Annotated in this window: 17 protein-coding genes; 8 read left to right on the forward strand and 9 right to left on the reverse strand. The window is 56.5% G+C overall.

What is annotated here, in order from left to right; translation table 11 throughout:
* Position 1: 1 nt before the first annotated feature.
* The 3 genes from MTX78_RS09850 to MTX78_RS09860 all read right to left on the reverse strand — a co-directional run bounded on the left by MTX78_RS09850 (position 2) and on the right by MTX78_RS09860 (position 3,758).
* Positions 2–1,408, reverse strand: coding sequence for a glycosyltransferase 87 family protein (locus MTX78_RS09850; RefSeq protein ID WP_243802153.1), 1,407 nt, complete (start codon positions 1,406–1,408; stop codon positions 2–4).
* Positions 1,409–1,461: 53 nt separating this feature from the next.
* The gene (locus MTX78_RS09855; protein WP_243802155.1) at positions 1,462–2,928 is read right to left on the reverse strand and encodes a cellulose synthase family protein; all 1,467 of its coding nucleotides are present in this window, start codon (positions 2,926–2,928) and stop codon (positions 1,462–1,464) included.
* Between the two features lie 137 nt (positions 2,929–3,065).
* Positions 3,066–3,758, reverse strand: a complete 693-nt coding sequence (locus tag MTX78_RS09860; protein WP_243802158.1) for a glycosyltransferase family 2 protein — start codon at positions 3,756–3,758, stop codon at positions 3,066–3,068.
* 177 nt (positions 3,759–3,935) lie between these two features.
* On the opposite strand from MTX78_RS09860, the gene MTX78_RS09865 reads away from it, so the two are divergent.
* The 4 genes from MTX78_RS09865 to MTX78_RS09880 all read left to right on the forward strand — a co-directional run bounded on the left by MTX78_RS09865 (position 3,936) and on the right by MTX78_RS09880 (position 7,350).
* Entirely contained in the window at positions 3,936–4,403 is a 468-nt protein-coding gene (locus MTX78_RS09865; protein ID WP_243802160.1) for a peroxiredoxin, read from the forward strand.
* Between the two features lie 77 nt (positions 4,404–4,480).
* Entirely contained in the window at positions 4,481–5,050 is a 570-nt protein-coding gene (locus tag MTX78_RS09870) for a hypothetical protein (RefSeq protein ID WP_243802162.1), read from the forward strand.
* Between the two features lie 125 nt (positions 5,051–5,175).
* Entirely contained in the window at positions 5,176–6,177 is a 1,002-nt protein-coding gene (locus tag MTX78_RS09875) for an alpha/beta fold hydrolase (RefSeq protein WP_243802164.1), read from the forward strand.
* Positions 6,178–6,606: 429 nt separating this feature from the next.
* A complete protein-coding gene (locus MTX78_RS09880) occupies positions 6,607–7,350 on the forward strand; it encodes a polysaccharide deacetylase family protein (RefSeq protein WP_243802165.1) in 744 nt (247 codons plus the stop codon).
* On the opposite strand, the gene MTX78_RS09885 is transcribed toward MTX78_RS09880, so the two are convergent.
* The 3 genes from MTX78_RS09885 to MTX78_RS09895 form a co-directional block, all read right to left on the reverse strand.
* Complete coding sequence (locus MTX78_RS09885) at positions 7,316–8,686, reverse strand: 4Fe-4S binding protein (RefSeq protein ID WP_243802167.1); 1,371 nt, start codon at positions 8,684–8,686, stop codon at positions 7,316–7,318. The genes MTX78_RS09880 and MTX78_RS09885 overlap by 35 nt on opposite strands.
* Positions 8,687–8,864: 178 nt before the next feature.
* The gene (locus tag MTX78_RS09890; protein ID WP_243802169.1) at positions 8,865–9,053 is read right to left on the reverse strand and encodes a hypothetical protein; all 189 of its coding nucleotides are present in this window, start codon (positions 9,051–9,053) and stop codon (positions 8,865–8,867) included.
* 154 nt (positions 9,054–9,207) lie between these two features.
* Positions 9,208–10,560, reverse strand: a complete 1,353-nt coding sequence (locus MTX78_RS09895; RefSeq protein WP_243802172.1) for an NAD(P)/FAD-dependent oxidoreductase — start codon at positions 10,558–10,560, stop codon at positions 9,208–9,210.
* A 173-nt stretch (positions 10,561–10,733) separates the two neighbouring features.
* Between MTX78_RS09895 and MTX78_RS09900 the strand changes: the two genes are divergently transcribed.
* The 3 genes from MTX78_RS09900 (at position 10,734) to MTX78_RS09910 (ending at position 13,109) form a co-directional block, all read left to right on the forward strand.
* Positions 10,734–11,507, forward strand: coding sequence for a DUF547 domain-containing protein (locus MTX78_RS09900; RefSeq protein ID WP_243802175.1), 774 nt, complete (start codon positions 10,734–10,736; stop codon positions 11,505–11,507).
* A 109-nt stretch (positions 11,508–11,616) separates the two neighbouring features.
* Positions 11,617–12,030, forward strand: coding sequence for a hypothetical protein (locus MTX78_RS09905; protein ID WP_243802178.1), 414 nt, complete (start codon positions 11,617–11,619; stop codon positions 12,028–12,030).
* A gap of 380 nt (positions 12,031–12,410) precedes the next feature.
* Positions 12,411–13,109, forward strand: a complete 699-nt coding sequence (locus tag MTX78_RS09910; RefSeq protein ID WP_243802180.1) for a carboxypeptidase-like regulatory domain-containing protein — start codon at positions 12,411–12,413, stop codon at positions 13,107–13,109.
* Between the two features lie 86 nt (positions 13,110–13,195).
* Here the strand turns inward: MTX78_RS09910 and MTX78_RS09915 are convergent, their stop codons facing one another.
* From MTX78_RS09915 to MTX78_RS09925, 3 genes are all read right to left on the reverse strand, one after another.
* On the reverse strand, positions 13,196–14,656 hold the full coding sequence (locus tag MTX78_RS09915; protein ID WP_243802183.1) for an APC family permease: 1,461 nt from the start codon (positions 14,654–14,656) through the stop codon (positions 13,196–13,198).
* A 172-nt stretch (positions 14,657–14,828) separates the two neighbouring features.
* Positions 14,829–15,374 carry a hypothetical protein gene (locus MTX78_RS09920; protein WP_243802185.1) on the reverse strand — a complete coding sequence of 182 codons (546 nt, stop codon included), beginning with the start codon at positions 15,372–15,374 and terminating at the stop codon, positions 14,829–14,831.
* A gap of 229 nt (positions 15,375–15,603) precedes the next feature.
* A complete protein-coding gene (locus MTX78_RS09925; RefSeq protein WP_243802188.1) occupies positions 15,604–16,212 on the reverse strand; it encodes a hypothetical protein in 609 nt (202 codons plus the stop codon).
* 415 nt (positions 16,213–16,627) lie between these two features.
* Here MTX78_RS09925 and MTX78_RS09930 point away from each other — a divergent pair, with 415 nt between their 5' ends.
* Positions 16,628–19,372 (forward strand): hypothetical protein, encoded by a 2,745-nt coding sequence (locus MTX78_RS09930; protein ID WP_243802190.1) that lies wholly within the window; start codon positions 16,628–16,630, stop codon positions 19,370–19,372.
* Positions 19,373–19,374: the final 2 nt, after the last annotated feature.

Here is a 19,374-nt window from a genome sequence, read left to right on the forward strand (position 1 = left end):
ACTACAGCGTACGGGTTGTGTTGCTCGGAGCTGCATGTGTGCCGCGCCGTAGTTCCCAGGCCAGCACCACTAGCACGATTACGTATTCCAGCCCCACCAGCCACGGGTTTTCAAGGTAGGCGCTGGTTTGATAGGTTGAGTACGACAGCACTACCATGCCAGACCATACCAGCGCAAAACGGTAGGAGGTGAAAACGCTTAAAGCCACCAAAGGCGCCACATACCAGGGGTGTACCACCGTAGCCAAGAAGTAGTAGATGGCCAGCGTAAATAGTAAGGTCCGAGGCAACGTAGGCCAGGTAACAGGTTTTTCCCGCCACGCCAGCAGCAGTGCAAACGCGGCTGTAGTCCGTCCCAGTGCTGGCCCAATAAGCGCAATTTCATTGTAGCCAGTACGCCAGAAAACCACCGTGCGTACGACATAGTACACGCTGGCGTTAAATTCAAACTTGCTAAAGTAAAGCGTGAGACTACGGTTGATATTTCGCAGTAGATCAAGCGAAACAAATGGTAAGAAGAGTACCACAACTGTGCCGCCTGCTACCGCTGAGTACACAATAAACTGCCGCCAACTGAGCCGCCGTACCAGCAACGGCAGCATAAGCAACGGCAGCAGTTTCGTGCCGATGGCTAGGCCCAGAGCCAGTGCTGAAATGGTTTGTCTGCCACGCACTAGCAACCATAGCGCCAGCAGCCCGAAGCAAATCATCAGGGCCTCAAAATGCAGGTTACCGGTCAACTCCACCAGCACCAGGGGGTTGAGAAGATACCACAGCACCCGTTCTAAAGGCTGCCCGAACGCACGTAAGAGCGCCAAGAGCAGTGCCGCTGTAGCGGCCTCAGCCAGCAGCACCAGCAGCCGCAGCACCAGCACGGCTCCTACTTCAGTGGCTGGAAACAACCCCGATGCCAACCCGAATGCCGCTTGGCACACCGGCGGGTACACCGAGTAGTAGTGCGGCGAGTTGAGTTTAGGATATAGTGTTGCTAGCGTTGGCCGGATAGGAGCTAGGCGTTGGCTGGTGGCGGGAGTGAGTTGCTGAAAGGTGGAATCAGCAGAAATGCGTTGGGCCTCTTGCTCCGCCATCAGTTCATCGGGGCGGTATTGGTAGGGATTGATGCCGTGTGCTACCAAGAGTCCGTCCCAGCGGAAACGGTGGTAGTCGTCGGAGAAGCTAGGCAGGGCAGGTAGCCACAGCAGGCGCAAGAGCAGCGCTGCAAGTAAGCCGGCTCGCAGCGGCAACCCAGACTTCAACAGGTATACATACAAGCCAAATGCCACGGCCAGCAAGGCTAGCAACTGGCCGAACTGGGTTCTGGGGGTGGCGTAGGCCAATGCCCCGTATGCCAATCCAGAGGAGAGCAACGCCAGTAAATGAACAGGCCGAACAGCAGACGGAGTGGGCAAGGGCGGGAAAAGAGAATGGACAGGCGGCAACGCCTTCAAGCAGAGACGTACGGCTATTTACGATGCCGAATGGAATAGTAGAAGATCAGGCCATAGCCAACGGTCAGCATCAGGTGGAAGGGCAGCAGCCCCCAGTCATCCAGGTACAACCCGGCCCCGATGCCGAACGCAAAGTACAGCGTCAGCAGGCCTTCCGACAACGTGAGGCCATCCAGGAGAGAGCCAGTGCGGTAGCGTCTGCCTCGCCAAGTGCCCTGCTGCTGTACGAGGCCGAGCTTGGGCGTTCGGATGAAGGCCGACTGTTTTCCGGCCCAGCCTAGTAGCACGGCCCGCGCGTTGTGCAGCGTCAAGCCCATCGACATCGACATGAAAAGCAGGAACTTAGGCGCAAACCACCAAGTGGAAGCAGTGGGCTTATCGAGGCGCCAGCTCGTAAAATAATAGTGGATAAGGGGTACAAAAGCCAGCAGAAAGATGGACGACAGCTGCAAGAAAGGCTTGAGCTGTGGCAAATCAACGCGCACAAACACCAGCGGCACGCTCACCAGCGCCATCAGTAAAATTGCCACGAACACCGTGCTGTTCAGCAGATGAAAAGCGGCGTGCAGCTTGGTTGTAATGGTCTGGTTGGAGCGCAACACCGTGAGCAGGTGCTTACGGGCAGTTTCGGCGGCCCCTTTGGTCCAGCGGAATTGCTGCGACTTGAGCGCATCCATGGCCGCGGGTAGTTCGGCTGGCGCTACCACCTGGGGCAAGTAGCGGAAGCGCCAGCCGCGGAGCTGGGCCCGGTAGCTTAAGTCCAGGTCTTCGGTGAGGGTATCTATGTGCCAGCCGCCGGCATCTTCGATGCAGGAACGCCGCCATACGCCACCCGTACCATTGAAATTGATGAAATGCCCGCCGTACGTGCGGCCCACTTGCTCTAAATAGAAATGCGCGTTTAGCCCCAGTGCCTGAAGCTCGGTGAGCAGGGAGTAGTGTTCGTTGAGGTGGCCCCACCGGGTTTGCACAACGCCCACGTCTGGCGCGTCGAAATAGGGGATGGTTCGGCGCAGGAAATCCGGCTTGGGTACGAAGTCGGCATCGAAAATAGCAATGAACTCGCCGTTGGTTAGCTCCAACCCGTAGCGTAGCGCCCCGGCCTTGAAGCCTTCCCGGCTAGGCCGACGAACTTGGTCGATGCGCAGGCCGCGGGCCCGGTAGTGGGCTACGCGGGCCGCAACTAGCCCCACGGTTTCGTCGGTGGAATCGTCGAGGACTTGTAGGTGCAGCTTATCGGCGGGGTAATCGAGGGCGGCGCAGGCGTCGAGCAGGCGCTCTACCACAAACACTTCGTTGTAGATGGGCAGCTGCACCGTCACGCGGGGCCAGTGGGGTGGCGCAGCCGGCTCGGCAGCAAGGCCGTGCGTATAAGCCCGGCGCGCTAGCTGCGTAAGCTGAAACTGCGTGACGCTGAAGCCCAGAATAAAAACTAGGCACAGGCTGTAAAGCACCAGCAGCGTGATTTCAAGAAAGAGCATTCAAGAATAAATGAGCACAAAGAACGGCAGGCTACGGCTGGAAAGCATCTGGCAGCCACCACCCCAGGAGGGTGGCAGTGCAGCGGATGCCCACGCAAGTAGATAGACTCTAGCTCAGGAAGAAAATGAAACGATGATTACAAATACCGAAAAATGGTCCACAAAATTTTGTAGCCAGCTCCAAGCGTGCCGCGCACCGTACCAGATACTTTGCTGGTGCCAATACGGCGGCGGTAGCGTACCGGTACTTCCGTGCTGGCAATCTTGAGCTTGGCTGCTTTTAGCTGCATTTCCACCGTCCAGCCGTAGGTGGTATCCTGCATGCCGATTTGCCGGAGGGCCGAAGCCCGAATGGCCCGGAATGGACCCAGGTCGGTGAAGCTAGCACCGTAAAGCCGTCGCAGTAGGTTAGTGGCCAGCCAGTTGCCGAAGATTTGTTGGGGTAGCATCGAGCCGACTTCGCGTTGACCTAAAGCGCGCGAGCCAATAACCATGTCTGCCTCACCACGCAAAATGGGCGCCAGCAGCAGCGGCATTTCCTCGGGATAGTCGGAATGGTCGCCGTCCAGAAAAACAATAATGTCTGGCTGTTCGGCAGCTGGGCGAGCGAAGCAGCGGGCCATACCAGCCAAGCAGGCGTAGCCGTAGCCAGGCCGGGGTTCGTACAGCACGGTTGCACCCCCGGCGGTGGCTACGGTGCTGGTCTGGTCCGAGGAGTTGTTGTCCACTACAATGACCTCGCGCACTAAGTGGCTTGGAATTTCTGCCAGCACCTTGCCAATCGACTGTTCCTCGTTGTAAGCTGGGATGATAACGTCAATGAAGGGCATCGGGCAGATTTCAGACAATTGAATTTTCCACTTGTAGTTGCTTGTTGCTAGTTCGGCTAGTTAGCCGAGGGCAGCAGCAAGCCACAAAGATGCAGTTTGTTGGACCACAAAATCCTACTCACGCAAATTCTAGCCTTGTACGCTACTTTTACGATTTCAACCTGAACTGTACGTGTCATGCTCCAGCTAGGCGATAGTGCCCCTGACTTCACCTTAAAAACCACCACGGGGGAAGCGTTTCGCTTGTCTGACCAGCGGGGGCAACGAGCCATTGTGCTGTATTTCTACCCCAAAGACGACACCCCAGGCTGCACCGCCGAAGCGTGTTCTTTCCGTGACCAGTACCAGGATTTTCAGGACTTGGGGGCCGAAGTAGTGGGCGTTAGCTCGGATTCAGAAGCATCTCACCAAAAGTTCACGCAGAAGCACCGCCTGCCTTTCCCGCTGCTGGCCGACACCAACGGGCAGGTACGCAAGCTCTACGAGGTGCCCCGTGCGCTGCTGGGTATCCTGCCTGGCCGTGTCACGTTCGTTATCGACAAAGAAGGTGTCATCCGCTACATTTTCAATTCTATGAACCGGGCCACCGACCACGTTGCGCACGCCCGTCAGGTGCTAACTGACTTACAGGCGTCACCGGCCTAACACTATACTGCACTGATAGGGCGGCTGCCGCAGAAGCAGCCATTTAGTACCAAACGACAGGTTTATATCGGAAGAAGATGGGGGCTTTACGAACGGATATGCTACAGCGGGCGCAGCGCAACCGCCGCGTAATATCATTGAGGACCAGCAGCGGATTGTTTTTGGGCTACGTACTTAGTCACAATCCGGAGTTGTTGATGCTGCGCACCATTACGCGCCAAGGACTACCAACTGGCGTCCAGACAATCAGTCTCAACACGGTCACGCAGATGCATTTCGACGACCGGTATGTTCGTCTGATCGAGTTCAAGGAGCACAATCCGGAGGTCGTATACGGCCTGCCAGCTGCTCCCGGCGGCCTAGAAAACCAGTACCTCACCGTGCTCGTGCTTCTGCAGCGGGCGCAGGAAGTACGGCAACTCATCATGCTCGAAACGCAAACCGACAGCTACCTCTACGGCTATGTAGTACGCGTTGCCGACGACGAACTGCTGCTGGAAACGTACACGCAGTACGGCGAAACCGACGGCCACACGATCTTAAGCCTAGAGGATGTACGCAACGTAATCTGGAGCGACGAAGACACCCGCACCATTGACTTGCTGCTCAAAGAGAATGGCCTGAACACCGGCAAGTCCACTATATAACGGGCCTGTTGAGTGCCTGGTAGTGGTGGTTGAATAAAGGAGTGCGGGGGTAGGCGGTAGGCTGGAGTCGCCGAAAGGGCTGGTTTTGCGTAAGCCAAGGATTGAAATTCAAGTTGATCCTCCTCATGTTTCGCACCTACTGCTCTGTATTGCTGGTTTGCTTGCTGTCCTTCAGCACCGCTGGCGTAGCCCAAACGGCCTTGCCGGCTCTCAATGCCACGCTCGATGGCTATGACTATCCGTTTCCGGTGAAAACCTTACCGCTGGTGCTGGAAGGGCAGCGCCTGCGCATGGCCTATATGGATGTGCCCGCCAGCGCAAAAGCCAACGGCCGCACTGCGGTGTTGCTACACGGCAAAAACTTTTTCGGAGCGTATTGGCGCGAAACCATCGAGGCACTGGCTGCGGCCGGTTTCCGGGTGGTGGTGCCCGACCAAATAGGCTTTGGCAAGTCCGACAAGCCCGACATTCACTATTCTTTTCATCAACTGGCCCGCAACATCAAGCACTTGCTGGACACCTTGGGCGTGCAGAAAGCCACAATTGTAGGGCACAGCATGGGGGGCATGCTGGCTACACGCTTCGCGCTGCTCTACCCCGAAACCACGGAAAAGCTCGTTCTCGAAAATCCTATTGGGCTGGAGGACTACCGCGTAGGCGTCCCGTTCCAAACAGTCGATCAGGCCGAAGCAACCGAGCGAAAAAGCACCGAGGAAAGCATCCGGAAATACCACGCCACCTACTACCCCAATGGGTATCCCAAGGCCCACGACCAATGGCTGCTACCATTGGCGGCCCAAACCCGCCACCCCGATTTTCCGAAGGTTGCTCGTGCCAACGCCCTCACCTTTGATATGATTTATCAGCAGCCCGTAAGCTATGAATTCAGCCGCCTTACGGTGCCTACGCTGCTGGTCATTGGCCAAGACGACCGCACGATAGTAGGAAAAGGCCTCATTAAAGATTCAAAAGTGCTAGCCAGCATGGGACAGTATCCGGCGCTAGGGCAGCGCACGGCTGCTCAAATCAAGGGCGCCAAGCTTGTGGCGTTACCCAACGTGGGGCACATTCCGCATCTGGAGGCTACCCCACAATTTCTGAAGGCCCTGCTAGCCTTTGTGCGGTAGGAGTAATTGTCAGCAAAGGAAGGCCCCAAGCATCCTGTAGCCGCTGCGCGGCATCGTTGCTGAGTGCTTCAAGAAACGAAGAAGCCATTAGTGTGCCTGCAGTAGACGTAGTAAGTGGGGTGAAAGCTGAAGAGTAATTCTACCGGGTAGGATGGGCATTCGGGCGCCAAGCCGTATGTTGCACTCAATTCAGGGTGACTGGCTTATTTTATGGGTAATATGCGTTTGCACGGACTGATGCTTCCCGTGTTGTTTTCGATAGCCTCGCTTGCACAGGCGCAGCAACCAACCACTTCCAAACCAGGGCAACCTAAGCCAGCATCAGTTCGCAAGCCTGCGCCATCTCGCCGGCCAGCCACTAGTCGTGGGAAAGCCGTGAAGCCTGTTGCAAAGCCAGCTGTAAAACTTGAGCGGGCAACTGTAGTGAGTGTGAGCGACACGGTGAAAGGCCGGTTCATAGTGCCACAAGTGCAACTGTCCGACGCCGCCGTGGCTGCCCGCATCAACCTGGGTCTGACGGATGCCGCGCTAGGCGAGGACCTGGATGGGGTGCCTCAGCCCCTGACTGCCAGTTCGGCTATCGAGCAGGCCCACATCGAGTTTGAAGCTGGGAAGAGTGGCTTCTCGGAGTCGCGCTACGAAGTGCTCTACAACGACCATGGGTTGCTGTCCGTGGAATTCACGTCCGAGTACAAGGGAGCCTACCAGTCGTCGGTGAAGCGCCACGCTACCTTCGATTTGCGTACCGGCCGCTTACTGGAAGTGCGCGACATGGTGGCCGACACGACAGCCTTGCAACAGCGCTGGCAGCAGTCCATCAACCGCAGAGTAACCGACCACCTGAATTCGCTGCCTAAAGAGTACCCGCAGATCGAAACAGACACCAATCTGCTAGCCGACGTGAAGCATCGGCTGTACTGGAACGACAGCACCAAAGTGGTGGAATTGCAAGCAGGGGAGCCTCGTTTCTACGACTTCGCTATCAACTCATTCGGCCTCATGCTCTACTACGACTTCGGTTTTCCGCACGTAATGGAGCCCTTGCAACCTGACACGGACTACCAATTCACCTACGCCGATATCAGGCTGTGGCTGAAACCGAGGGGCCCTCTAAGCTTCAAACTAGAAACGTCGCCTCCTAGCTCAAAATCCGCAGCGAGTCCGCGTGGATGAGGGGGGAAGCCTGGTAGCGTCCTTCGCGAGGACCGTTCTCTAGGTTGAGTACGCCACGGGGGCAAGCCGTGCTGCACATACCGCAGCCAACGCAAGAGGCCCGGATAATTGGCTCGCCGCGCTGGGCGTATTGCTTGACGTCGATGCCCATTTCGCACACGTTGGAGCAGTTGCCGCACGAGATGCACTGAGCGCCATTGGTAGTGATGCGAAAGCGCGAAAAATGCTTCTGCAACAGCCCTAAGTACGCCGCCATGGGGCAGCCAAACCGGCACCACACCCTGTTTCCCAGCAAGGGGTAGAAGCCCACGCCGACAACACCCGAAAACACCGAGCCAATGGCAAATCCATAAGCTTTGGACAGCGGCTCGGCAACCGGCTGCAACGCCGGCACCGCGCCCGAAGCCGCCAGCCACAGCACAGCCGTAAGCAACACAATGAACACCAGTATCGGGTAGATGATGCGCACCTCCCAGCGCCAGGCGGTGCGGGTTTTGTCGGAGAGGTGGCGGTAGGGGTCACCGGCAGTTTCGGCCAAGCCACCGCAGCCGCATACCCAGGAGCAATACCACCGCTTGCCGTAGAAATACGTCAGAATTGGGGTGCCCACGAACGACATGACCACTCCCCAAAACACCATAAACACGCCCAGTCCGGGGCCACCGTCTTTCAGTAGATAATTTACTGTTCCCGGAAAAAGGTAATCGTACTTAAGGGGCCAGAAGTAGCTGAAATAGTACTCGGGCTTCTGAAAAGCCAGCAGCAAGCCAGGCAACAAAAAGGCAAATCCCAACTGGAAGAACATCACCGAAACCGTGCGGATGCGCTGGTAGGGCGAGTGGCGGTACTTCCAGAGGGCCCGGCCGCCCATCACAAGTACGGCCAGCGTGTAGAACGTGCCGTAGAGCAGCCATTGATCGGCGGGCTTGTTCCGCAGCCAGTGGCTGAATGGGTCGAGGGTGTGCACAAGTTGGTTGAAGGGCCCAAAATTGCCTCGGTCATCGGGGCTGCTGAACCAATACAATACCACGTAGAAGCCCGTGAGTATCACCGCAGTTAGCCACGCCACAGCGCCTCGGCCGGTACTGCCGCGCAGCCATAAATTGTCCTGCTTCACCCCGGCCGAACCTCGCCCGAATTTCCACCAAGCCCAGCCTAACGTGCCTCCACTTACCAGTGCCAGCGCCAGGTACATGCTGCGCTGTGCCCGCCCCGCATCAGCATCGAATGCCACCGTAGAGAGTGCCAGCAGCCCAAGCCCAATGACGGTAAGCAGAACTTTTTCGATAACCGGGGTATCGGCCAACGGGGGAGGAGTAAGCGTGAGCGAAGACATAACAGAGAGAATAGACGGAAGAAGAAAAGCTGGTGCTTTCAGAGCATAACTTGAAAAGGTCCTTCATGCAAAGCGCTGTGGTTCTGTATAGTAGATGCCTAGACTTTGAAACACAGCTAACGGATTGCCAGCACGCACGGCAGCCAGCTAACGAGTAGCCGTGCTGGGCTGCTTGAGGTTAGTGCATATGGTCGTGATCATCATCGTCGTCATGATGGTGATGATGGTGGGGAGCATCCGGCTTGCCGAAGTAGTTGCGCAGAGTGCCGGCTACGTAAAGTGCCGTCCAGCACACGTAAAGCCAGTTGAAGCCGGGAGGGATGCTATTGGTGAAGTAGTGCAGGATCAGGTGGGCACCTGCGCTCATGATGAGCCCTGTTACGGCAATAAATTGAAAGCTGTTGAGTGCACTAGGTCGATATAGCTTGTTGAAATCCATGCGGTTGAGGGAGGAACGGCTTGCAGTGGTTGGGCTGCAAGCTCAGTGGATGATCAGGGCTTTGTAAAAGCAGGAGGTTGTCTTACGTTCCGGAAGCGGAAAGCAAACGAGCAAACAGTCCCTTACGCTGTTTCAGCACAACGGGCTGCGCCGTTGGGTACTGCTTGTTGAACTGCTGCACTATGTCGGGTTCATGCTGCCGGAAAAACTCCGGGTCGAAATTAGCTGCCCCTAAATCGCGCAGCACATCCTGAATGGGGGTGTGGGCTCGCAGCCATTTTTCCCAGACCTCGTGGCGTTGCCGCAGGCCCATAGAGTTCATGCCCGTAACAGCGTAGCCAGCGCCCGGTCGGAAGTTGATGCGAAGTGCGTGCATGGCGGTGGGGTGTTGCCAATAAAACGACTCTTCTCCTTCAACCGGTTCAGCCGGTACGCGGCCGTACGTTTGATATTCCAGGTTGAAGAACTTGGCGGAGTTGAACCAGGGGCCGCGACGATAGGGGGTGGGCTGCCCACAGATGGTGTGTGCCACCGTCTCGCCTTGCGCCCGGCCAGTGTACCACAGCTGCTCAATCGGAACCTCATCGGCACCCGCTTGGCGGTGCTGGGCACAGTCGCCGGCCGCGAAAACTGCGGGGGCACTGGTTTGCAGCAGCTCGTTTACCAGAATGCCCCGGTCGGTTTCCAGGCCAGCCTTCTCAGCTAATGCTAGGTTGGGTGTAACGCCGGTGGCCAGGCCTACCCATTGGGCCGCTAGTTCTTCGCCTGCCGTAGTTCGCACGGCCCGCACCCGGCCTTCCTTGTCAGAAAGTAACTCGGCTAGCTCGGTGCGGTATTTGACCTCAATGTGGTGAGCGCGCAGTTGCAGGTCGATGAGTTCGGCTTCGGCTTTTGGCAGCACGGAGCCCCAATACCGGTTGTCGCGCACCAACATCGTGACCTGGATGCCCCGCGAATGGAGCATTTCGGCTAGTTCGATACCAATTAGTCCGCCGCCTACTACCACCGCCTGCTGAATACCGTGCGTATCGCGGGCCATCTGTTCGAGGTCGGGTAGCGAGTAAAGGCCTTGCACGCCCCGCAAGTGCTGACCAGGCCAGCCAGCCCAGCGGCTGATGGAGCCCGTAGCCAGTAGGAGTTGGTCGTAGGCCAGGGGCTCACCGGTGCTCAGCGTGATTTCCTTACGGCTGGTGTCGAGGCCAGTGGCAGTGGCGTGTACTAGTTCCAAGCGGTTTTCCGGCCAGAACCAGTCCCCGTGCGGTTTGATGTCGTGGTAGCGGACGTGCCCCATATATACATACATCAGGGCTGTGCGCGAGTAGTGGTGCGCCGTCTCGTCGGATACGAGGGTAATGCGGGCATCGGGGCGCAACCGACGGGCCGTAATAGCCGCCGTAACTCCCGTAATACCATTGCCGATAATAACTAGATGCATAAGCGAAAAAGATACGAGCAACAAAACCCGACGGGTAACAGATTCTCGTAAAGTTGAGCAGAAAATATCACTGCGTGGTGATGCTGTAAGTCTGAAAGTCCCATTAGGTTTGCAACCCTGGCCCTGCGCCTACGGGTGGGCTACTATCCTTTTCTGCTTTATCTGCTTAGCTTATGAATTTCCTGTTGGCCCCGCTGCGTTTGGCTGCTGGCTACACCACTTTTTTCGGGCTGCTGCTTGTAGCGGCAGGCCTATTCATAACTCCTAATGTCACGGCGGGGGCAGGTGTGCGTCCTTTTCACGAAGACGTTACCGCGTTTCTGAAAAAGGTAGTGACACCTGATGGGCAAGTGAACTACACCCTTGCCGCACGTGATGCCGCTGCCTTGCAGGCGTTGGTACAGCGCGTACAAACCTTCGACGTGTATTCTGCCAAACCCGCGGAGCGCAAGGCGTTCTACCTGAATGCGTATAACGTGCTGGTGGTTAGGGCGGTGGTGCATGCGTATCCGGTGGCTTCGGTGATGAAGCTACCAGGTTTCTTCGACAAGCAGGAATACAATGTTGCCGGCGAACTTCTCACCCTCAATGAGCTAGAAACCAACAAGCTGCGCAAGCCCTACGCCGATCCGCGTATTCATTTTGCGCTGGTGTGTGGGGCAAGAAGCTGCCCCCGTCTGCGGTCGGAGGCCTACGTACCTGCTTCACTCGAAGCGCAGCTCAACGACCAGACCCGCAAGGTGCTGCAAGACCCTCTGTTTATTCGTTTAGATGCCGGCGGCAAAAAAGTGCTGGTGTCGGAAATTTTTAAATGGTATGCCCTTGACTTCAAAAACACCGGCAAATCCACAGTGGCCTACATCAACCAGTTTCGGCGCGTTAAAATACCCGTTACGGCGGTTCCCGACTATTACGCTTATGATTGGGCGCTGAATGACCAGAAATAAATGATGATGTAGGCGGCTTAGCGGCCCGATGCCCCGGAGCCCAGTACAACCTCACCACCTACTGACCGTAAGAATTGAAGCAACATATTCACTTTCAATTCTCACGGCCATGATACTCGATAAATTGTTCGGTAAAGACGAAGTCAACGAAGAAGACAAGGCGAATAGCCATATTACTGATAAGCAGCCAGCTGCGCACAACGAGCAACTGGAAAAAGAGAAGGAATACAAAGCTGGTCAAAGCAATGGCAAGGAAGCCAACGACCCCTCTGCTCAGCGCAATACTGGCGCCCAAGGCTACACCCAACGCAACGACCAGAAAGACCAACTGGAAAACCTGCACATCGGAGGTAGCGAAACGGAGCCCCAAGGCGGCAACGACCACAGTAACTCCGGCGAAGTTTCGTCAGGTCCTGGCTTTGAGTCGGAAGGCAGCGTAGAGCTAGACCACACGCTTCGCACCCGACACCAAGAATTCGGTGACGATGCGCCAAGCGGACCCCCTACCACCGCCCACGATTAAGTGATTCGCATTACGCGTATAATACAAACGCGCTGTTCCTCCTGAAGGAACAGCGCGTTTGTATTATACGCGTAATGGGCGCAATTTTCTATCGGCATATTGAATCCTGTGCTGTCATGGTGCGTGGTTAAAATTATTTTGAACTTTATTGTGAATAAATTGCTGGTAAATGAAAAGACAGGATATAAGTTGAATTATAGCGTGTACAGCGAGTAAGGCACATCAATGATCGGGGAAGTTAGGATATGAAAGAAGTAATATTATATCTTTAGGAACTGGGGTTGGGCTCGATTAACTTTTATTGTTCTTTCTGTCCAACTAGGTGTCTTAAGTGGTTTGAACCTATTCATTTCATATTTCACTTCTCTCTTTTCTCTCCTATGCCTCCAAAGTCTACTCTGCCTGAAATTGATGACAACAATGCGTTTCTAAGCGAGGAAGAGGATGCTCTTTCTTCTGGAAACAAATGGTTGGCCATCATTGTGGGAGTTATTTTTCTGCTCGCTACTGTAGGCTACTTTATGCCTGGGGAAGGTGGGCGAAGCGCTATTGCCAGCGTAATGCCTTCCGTAATGCTCGGAGAAGCTAGCGTTATGGGGGCCCGAGAAGTGGAAGAGCCAAAAGCTACCAAAGAAGTTGACGAAGAAGAGGAAGCTCCTGAAGCTGAGAAGCCGGTTGTGGCGGAAGTAGTGCCACGCCGTTCAGTGCGTCCTGCTGCCGAGCCTGGCCTCGACAGCCGTATGGTGCAAGCAGTAGCGCCGGTAGCTGCACCAGAGGCGGCCACGGAAGCGCCGGCATCCGTGGCAGCTCCTGCTGCGCCCACTTCCTTTACGCTCACCGGTAAGATTCTGGATGAAAACGGCCGGCCGCTAGCTGGCGCCACCGTACTGCTGAGAGGCTCGCGCAAAGGCACAGGCACTGATGCCAACGGCAACTACTCGCTGGAAGTGCCCACCGGCGACAACCAACTCGTGTATGGCTATGGAGGCTACCAAGACCAGGAGGTGCGCACCCGCGGCTCGCAACCTGTGAACGTGACATTGCTTCCCACGGAAGGAGCGAAGCGCCGCCGCAACTAGTTTGTCTGCACGTTAAGTAGTGAGAAGGCCTCTCTGGATTTCCAGAGAGGCCTTTTTGTATTCTGTAGCAGCTATTGGACAATACCCTACTTGGAGTTGCCAAAGCTTTTTCCAAATAGGTAGTACGCCGGTACGCCGAGGGCAACTAATAACAAGCCCATGCCAGAGTCGCGGGCGGTTGCGGGCGACACGAGCAGTACCACGCAGAAAGCTGAAGCTAGTACCACGTAGAGCAGCGGGATAATCGGGTAGCCGAGGGCCCGATATGGACGTGGGGTGTCGGGGCGGGTGCGCCGCAAGATGAAAATGCCAATGATGGTCACCACGTAAAACAAAATCACCGAGAACATAACGTAGTTCAGCAGCTGCCCATACGAGCCCGAGAGGCACAGGCCGCATGCCCATAGGCACTGTGCCCACAGCGCAACACCCGGCACCCCTGCTTTATTGAGCCGGGCCATTTTAGGGAAGAACAGGCCGTCTTTGGCCATGGCATAGTAGGCGCGGGCTCCACTCAGGATGATGCTGTTATTGGCTCCGAATGTGCTAATCATAATCAGCACGGCCATTACGTAGGCACCAGCACGGCCCAGAATGCTTTCAGCCACGGCAGTTGCCACCAAGTCGTTGTTGGTGTACATGATGCCTCGGCTCACTACGTCGGTGGCCGCGGCGTTTGGGTCGCCGTGTATGGGTAACACCAACAGGTACACCAAGTTGATGAGCAGATATAACGCCGTAACGATGCCCGTGCCAATAGCCATGCTCAACACAATGGTGCGTTCGGGCCGAACAATTTCGTCGCCTGAGAAGCCGATGTTATTCCACGCATCCGAGCTAAATAAAGAACCCGTCATGGCCAACCCGATGGCGCCAATGAGGCCCCAGGTGGTAAGGGGTAACGATTCGCCGGTGGGCGAGAAGCTGGCAGCATTCCACATATCGTGGAAATTGAGGCTGACGGCCTGATCGTTGATGCCGAGTGCCAAGCCGAACAAGATGAGCAGCGCCAAGGCTACCAGCTTGGTGCTACCGAAGATGTTGGAAATCAGTTTGCCGCCGCGTACGCCGCGCGAGTTCACCCAGGTAAGGCCCACCAGCATTGTAATTGCTAACAGTTGCACCGTGGTGAAATTGAAGGTGCCTATCTGGAACAGCACGTTAGTTTCGCTGAACCACGGCAGCAGTACTCCCACAAACCGCGCAAACGCCACTGCTACCGCCGCAATTACACCGGTCTGGATGACGAGAAACAGTGACCACCCATAGAGAAAGGCTACCAGCTTGTTGTAGGCTTCCCGCAAATACACGTACTGCCCACCTACTTTCGGGAACATGGCAGCTAGCTCACCATAGCTCACAGCACCAGCTAGCGTAATGAACCCCGTAATCAGCCAGACAACCAGCAGCCAGCCCGCTGAACCCACGCCGCGGGCAATACCCGCCGAAACAATAAAGATACCGGAGCCTATCATGCTACCGGTTACAATCATGATGGCATCAAAAAGTGTAATGGCCCGTTGAAAGTGGCCTTGTTGTTCGGACATAGAAGGAGAATCAGGATTGAAGGCCGGAAGATAGAAAAAGAAAAGCCTGTTCTAGGCGAACAGGCGTATTCTGGTGGTTTCTCTGGCACAGGAAAGACAACCTCTCCTTGCAGGTAGCCAGAGAGGCAAATGTCGACGTGCGGGCACCACTAAGCCACCGGTATTTGGAAAACTAAAATTCGCTTCGGTCGTACCAGCTGCGCATGCGCCATGGGTCGCCTTTTTGCTTGCGGACCAGCACTAGTCGTGCCGAGCCGGAACCAGTATACTGCTGGTTGTCAACCTGCTCGATGCTAAGCTGGAAAGCCCGGTCTACGTACACGAGTGTGTCGGAGAACAGGGTATCGGTGGTGGGTAGGTATTGGGTCCACTGCAGATTGGCAGTGCGAGAGGCACGGAACAGCTTGTAGGTGGTGGAAATTTCCACGTCGCGGTTCCAGGTGCGGTCCACGTTGGCGGCGAAGTCGCGGAAGGTGAAAGAGAATTGCTTGTCGAGGAGTTGACCGTAGAGGGTGGAGTCGCGCAGCTGGTAGGCGCTACGGAACCGGTTGAAAAAGCCGCGCACCGTCACGGGGTTGCCTAAGAGCTGGTTAGGGTCGGCTGGCATGTCATCGAGGCCAGGTGCAAAAGGGTTGCACCCGGCCAATAAGGCTCCCACCGCAAGTCCGGGACCTAATACGCGCCGGACAACAAGCATAGATAGGGGCAGCAGAGGCATGAAAGAAGAAAGTAGCTGAGGCTCGAACGGAAGAGACGGATGAAAGGCAACGTAAGATACTATATAGAGAATATTTATACTATACCTGCAGTATACAATTCATTTATTACTAGAAAAGCTAGGATGAACTTTGCTTTACTGAATTCGATAGCATAGATAATTGATTGAATAAGAGAAGTATAACCAGAAATAGAACGGTAGTCGGTTGATTTGATTGCTGAATTCTGGGTCAGTTACGAATAAAGTGCTTCTTCAGATCTGTCCAGCTTAACGCATTGGATGTACGTTGGTCGCGCCAGCCTGCTATTTTCCATTCGTTGTTGCGCCGACGCACCAACAACCGGATGTTGCCTTCCAGCATGGTTGATTTGAAAGCGGTGTCAGACTGCACGATACGCAGTTGATAGAGTGCCGATACTTCGGCAGAATCTGTAGTGAAAAACTGATAAGGCCGGGTGGTGAGCGTGAGCTGATTCTGAGAGGTGGTGGGGGAACGGCGACGTAGGCTGCTGAAGTAGTCGCGCTCCTCGCTCACACTCCAGTTCGTGAACAGCGAAGCGGCCGTGCCCGCCGAACCGGGGTCGGGAACGAAGCGGTATTGAGGGCCGCTGAAGTTGCGCTCATAATTCACAGTATTAAGCGTTTGAACGGACGTGGTGAAATTGGCTAGCAGAATGTCGATTTGGGTGGGAGCTAGGTAGTCGCTGGCAGCGGTGGGTGCTTCTGGTTCGCGCAAGCTGAAACAAGACGGCAAGCACAGAGTAGCAAGCAGCACAACGCTACCCAGCAGCATGCGGAGTGAAACCCGTTTCTTAGACCGTACAAAAGCAGTTTTCATCGTCTGAAAGAAATAGATAAGAAGGCAATACCTGCAGTATGAACCTAACTATAAGTAAGCCAGTACCATGCAAGAGGAGCAAGGGTGGCAGCAGTAACGAGCAAGCAGCTTGCTTATAAGGTACCGGATTGCTAGACAAGCCGCAGTGGCTAAACGCAGGCAGGTGGCTGAGCTATTGAAACAGTTCCAGCAAGCTGTAGTTGAGGAGAAGGTGTAAGCAATTTCGGAAAGTATGGCGGTTTTCCCGTACAGGTGTAGAGTAGCAACCGGACTGACGCAGCGCCACCTTCTGAAGCGAGGAAAGTAGGCTGTTGACAACTTGATTGCTGCGTACGTTCCCCCCTAGGCAGGCCTTTGAGCGTCGGAACAAGGTTCTGGCAAACAAACCCCTATTATTGCAGCCCCGATTTGCCGTATGTCCAAGAAGCTACTTGCTATTCTGACCGCACTGTTGCTCCTGGCGGCCCTGGCCTCCTACGTGTACTACCGGCGTACAGTAGCGGCCGTGCCCGTGGACCCTTGGGCTCTGGTACCCGATGATGCCGTGCTGGTAGCCGCTACCCGTGACCACCCGATGTTGGTGCGCCACCTCAAGGAAACCCAGCTTTGGGACAACCTGCTGGCAGTGCGCTATTTCGAGGACTTGCAGAACAACATGGCGCTGGTGGACAGCCTAACTGGTGGGCGCAACGTGGTGTCCCGCTTTCTGGGCCGTAAAAACGTGTTGACCTCCGTGCACGTTACCGCGCCCAATCAGTTTGACTTGCTGCTGCAAATTCCGGTGCGCACCATCCGGGAGTACCGGCAGGTGCGCAGCCTCACCGATGCCCTCCAGCGTGACTCCCACTTCCGAGTGACCACCCGCGAGTACGAGGGGACGGTGCTTACCCAAGTGAGTGAAGTGGGCAGTACCCGCGGGGTTACGTTCTTCAACTACCGCAACCACTTGCTGCTCAGCGCAAATCCGGAGCTAGTGGAAGCGGTAGTACGGCGCATTGCTGGTCCCGCGCAACCCACCGTGGTAGCCGACTTCCAAAACACTGATTTTTTTCGGCTGCGCGACGTAGACGCTACGCTGCTAGTAAACTACCGCCGGCTACCGCAGCTGCTAGGGGTGTTCTTTCGGCGGGATTTGCTGACGGGCATCGGCACGTTTACCAGCCTGACCCGCAACGGGCAGCTAGAGATGAAGCTGACTGGCAACAAGGTGGTGTTTAATGGCTTCGCGAATCCAGAAACCACTCCTGGCAGCCTGCACCAACTGTTGCGCGGGCAACCCACCCAACGCCTGCGTATGGCCGATGTACTAAGTATGCGCACCGCGCTGCTGGTGCATTTGAGCTTAGGCAAAGCCGAAATATTACGCCGTGCGCGCCCGGCACCAGCCGCCCCGCCCGATACTGTGGCGGCCGGCGCCGCAGAACTGCTAGACAGCCTCACGGCGGGAATGGGACAAGAAGTGGCCATGTGTTACTTGGCCCCGTCTTCGGCGCGGGTAAGCCCGGCGCGGTTGGCGCTGGCGTGGTGTCCGCAGCCTGCCCGGCAAGCACTATTGTTAGGCAAACTACGCCGCGCCGTAGGCGCCAGCCCCGCTTTCGAGCGGGTCGGTTCGTATCAGGTGTACAGTACGGGAGTGGCAGAAATGCCTGCCCGGCTACTGGGGCCGTTGTTTGCTGGGTTTCGGCAGCCGGTAGTAGCCATGGTCGGTAACTACATGGTGTTTGGAGAAGACGCCGTGGCCCTACGCCAGATGCTGGCTGATGTAGCAGCTGGCGAAGTGTGGGCCCGTTCGCCAGCGCAGGTAAGCTTTTTGCAGGAAACCCAACCCCTAGCCCGCCTGCGCGTGATACTCGACACGCGTAACGCCTGGAATCTGTTGCTACGGGGGCTGGTAGAAGAACGCCGCGCCGGCTTACTGCGCAACGAAGCTTTATTTAAACGCTTCCCGCAAGTAGCGCTGCAATTTGCGCCCCCTATCAACGAAGCGGAGCCCGACGCCCAATACTTCGCGGAACTGGTGCTGCGGCACCCGATAGTGGGAGCTGCCGTAGCGCAGCCCCAAGGAAGCAACGCTGCGGGGACGGTGTTGGCCTTCAAAACGCCACTGCTGGGAGCCCCGTTGCTAGTACCCGTACGGGAGGCAACTTGGGCAGGAGTACTGGTGCAAGATTCGGCCCACGTACTGCACTTTGTGACACCCGAAAACGCCGTGGCCTGGTCGGATTCGTTGCCGGGGCCGTTGGTGAGTGTCGTGCAGCGCCGCGCGGTGGCGGGGCAGCCGGGCTACCTGTTTGCTACAGCGGGGCAGCTCCATTGGCTGAATACGGCGGGCCGGTCTGCCCCCAATTTCCCGCTCAATCTGCCGGATTCGGTGCAGGCCAGCGCACTAAGCGTATCGCCGGAGGGTAGCACGGGGGCGCCGCGGCTACTAGTGGCAGGTGGTGGCGGCAACCTGTTTCTCTACGATACCAACGGCAACGCCTATCCAAGCTGGCAACCCAAGCGCTTCGACTTCAACCTGGCCGCGCCGCCGCTCTACCTCACCGTCGGGAGCCGCGATGTGGTGGTGGTGCTGCTGGAAAACGGCTACATCTACGCCTACAACTTGCAGGGCGGAGTGTACCCGGGCTTTCCTATCAGCGTAGGCGCTCGGTTGCAGAGCACGGCCATGGTGGAAAGCGGCGCAACGCTCGGCCGTACCCGCCTCACGGTGGTAAGTCAGCACGGCGAACGGGTTACATTTTCGCTGGCCGGCGACGTGGTGAACCGGACGCGGGTTGCTACCTGGAGCCGCAATTCCGTGTTCAGGATAGTGCCCGACCAAAACCAGCGCAGCTACGTGGTAGCTCGCCAGGAAGGCGGCCAACTCGACCTGTACGAGCCATCGGGACGGCGCCTGCTGGGCCAGAAGTTTCTAACCTCTGGTTCAAAGCCCATCCAATTTTTCGATTTTGGGGGCGGACGCCGGGTATATGCTCTTAGTGAAGCAGGTCCTCGCCGGGCTTATATCTATGATTGGCAAGGCCGCCTGTTGGGTGGGCAGCCCTTCGAGAGCAGCGCCCCCGGCGTGGGCCTGGAGTATGATGCCCCCAACAAAGTGTACCATCTCTACCGCACCGTAGGAGCCGAGCTACGCCGCACCACCCTGCGGCTGCAATAGAC

The sequence above is a fragment of the Hymenobacter tibetensis genome, assembly GCF_022827545.1.
Taxonomy (GTDB): Bacteria; Bacteroidota; Bacteroidia; order Cytophagales; family Hymenobacteraceae; genus Hymenobacter; species Hymenobacter tibetensis.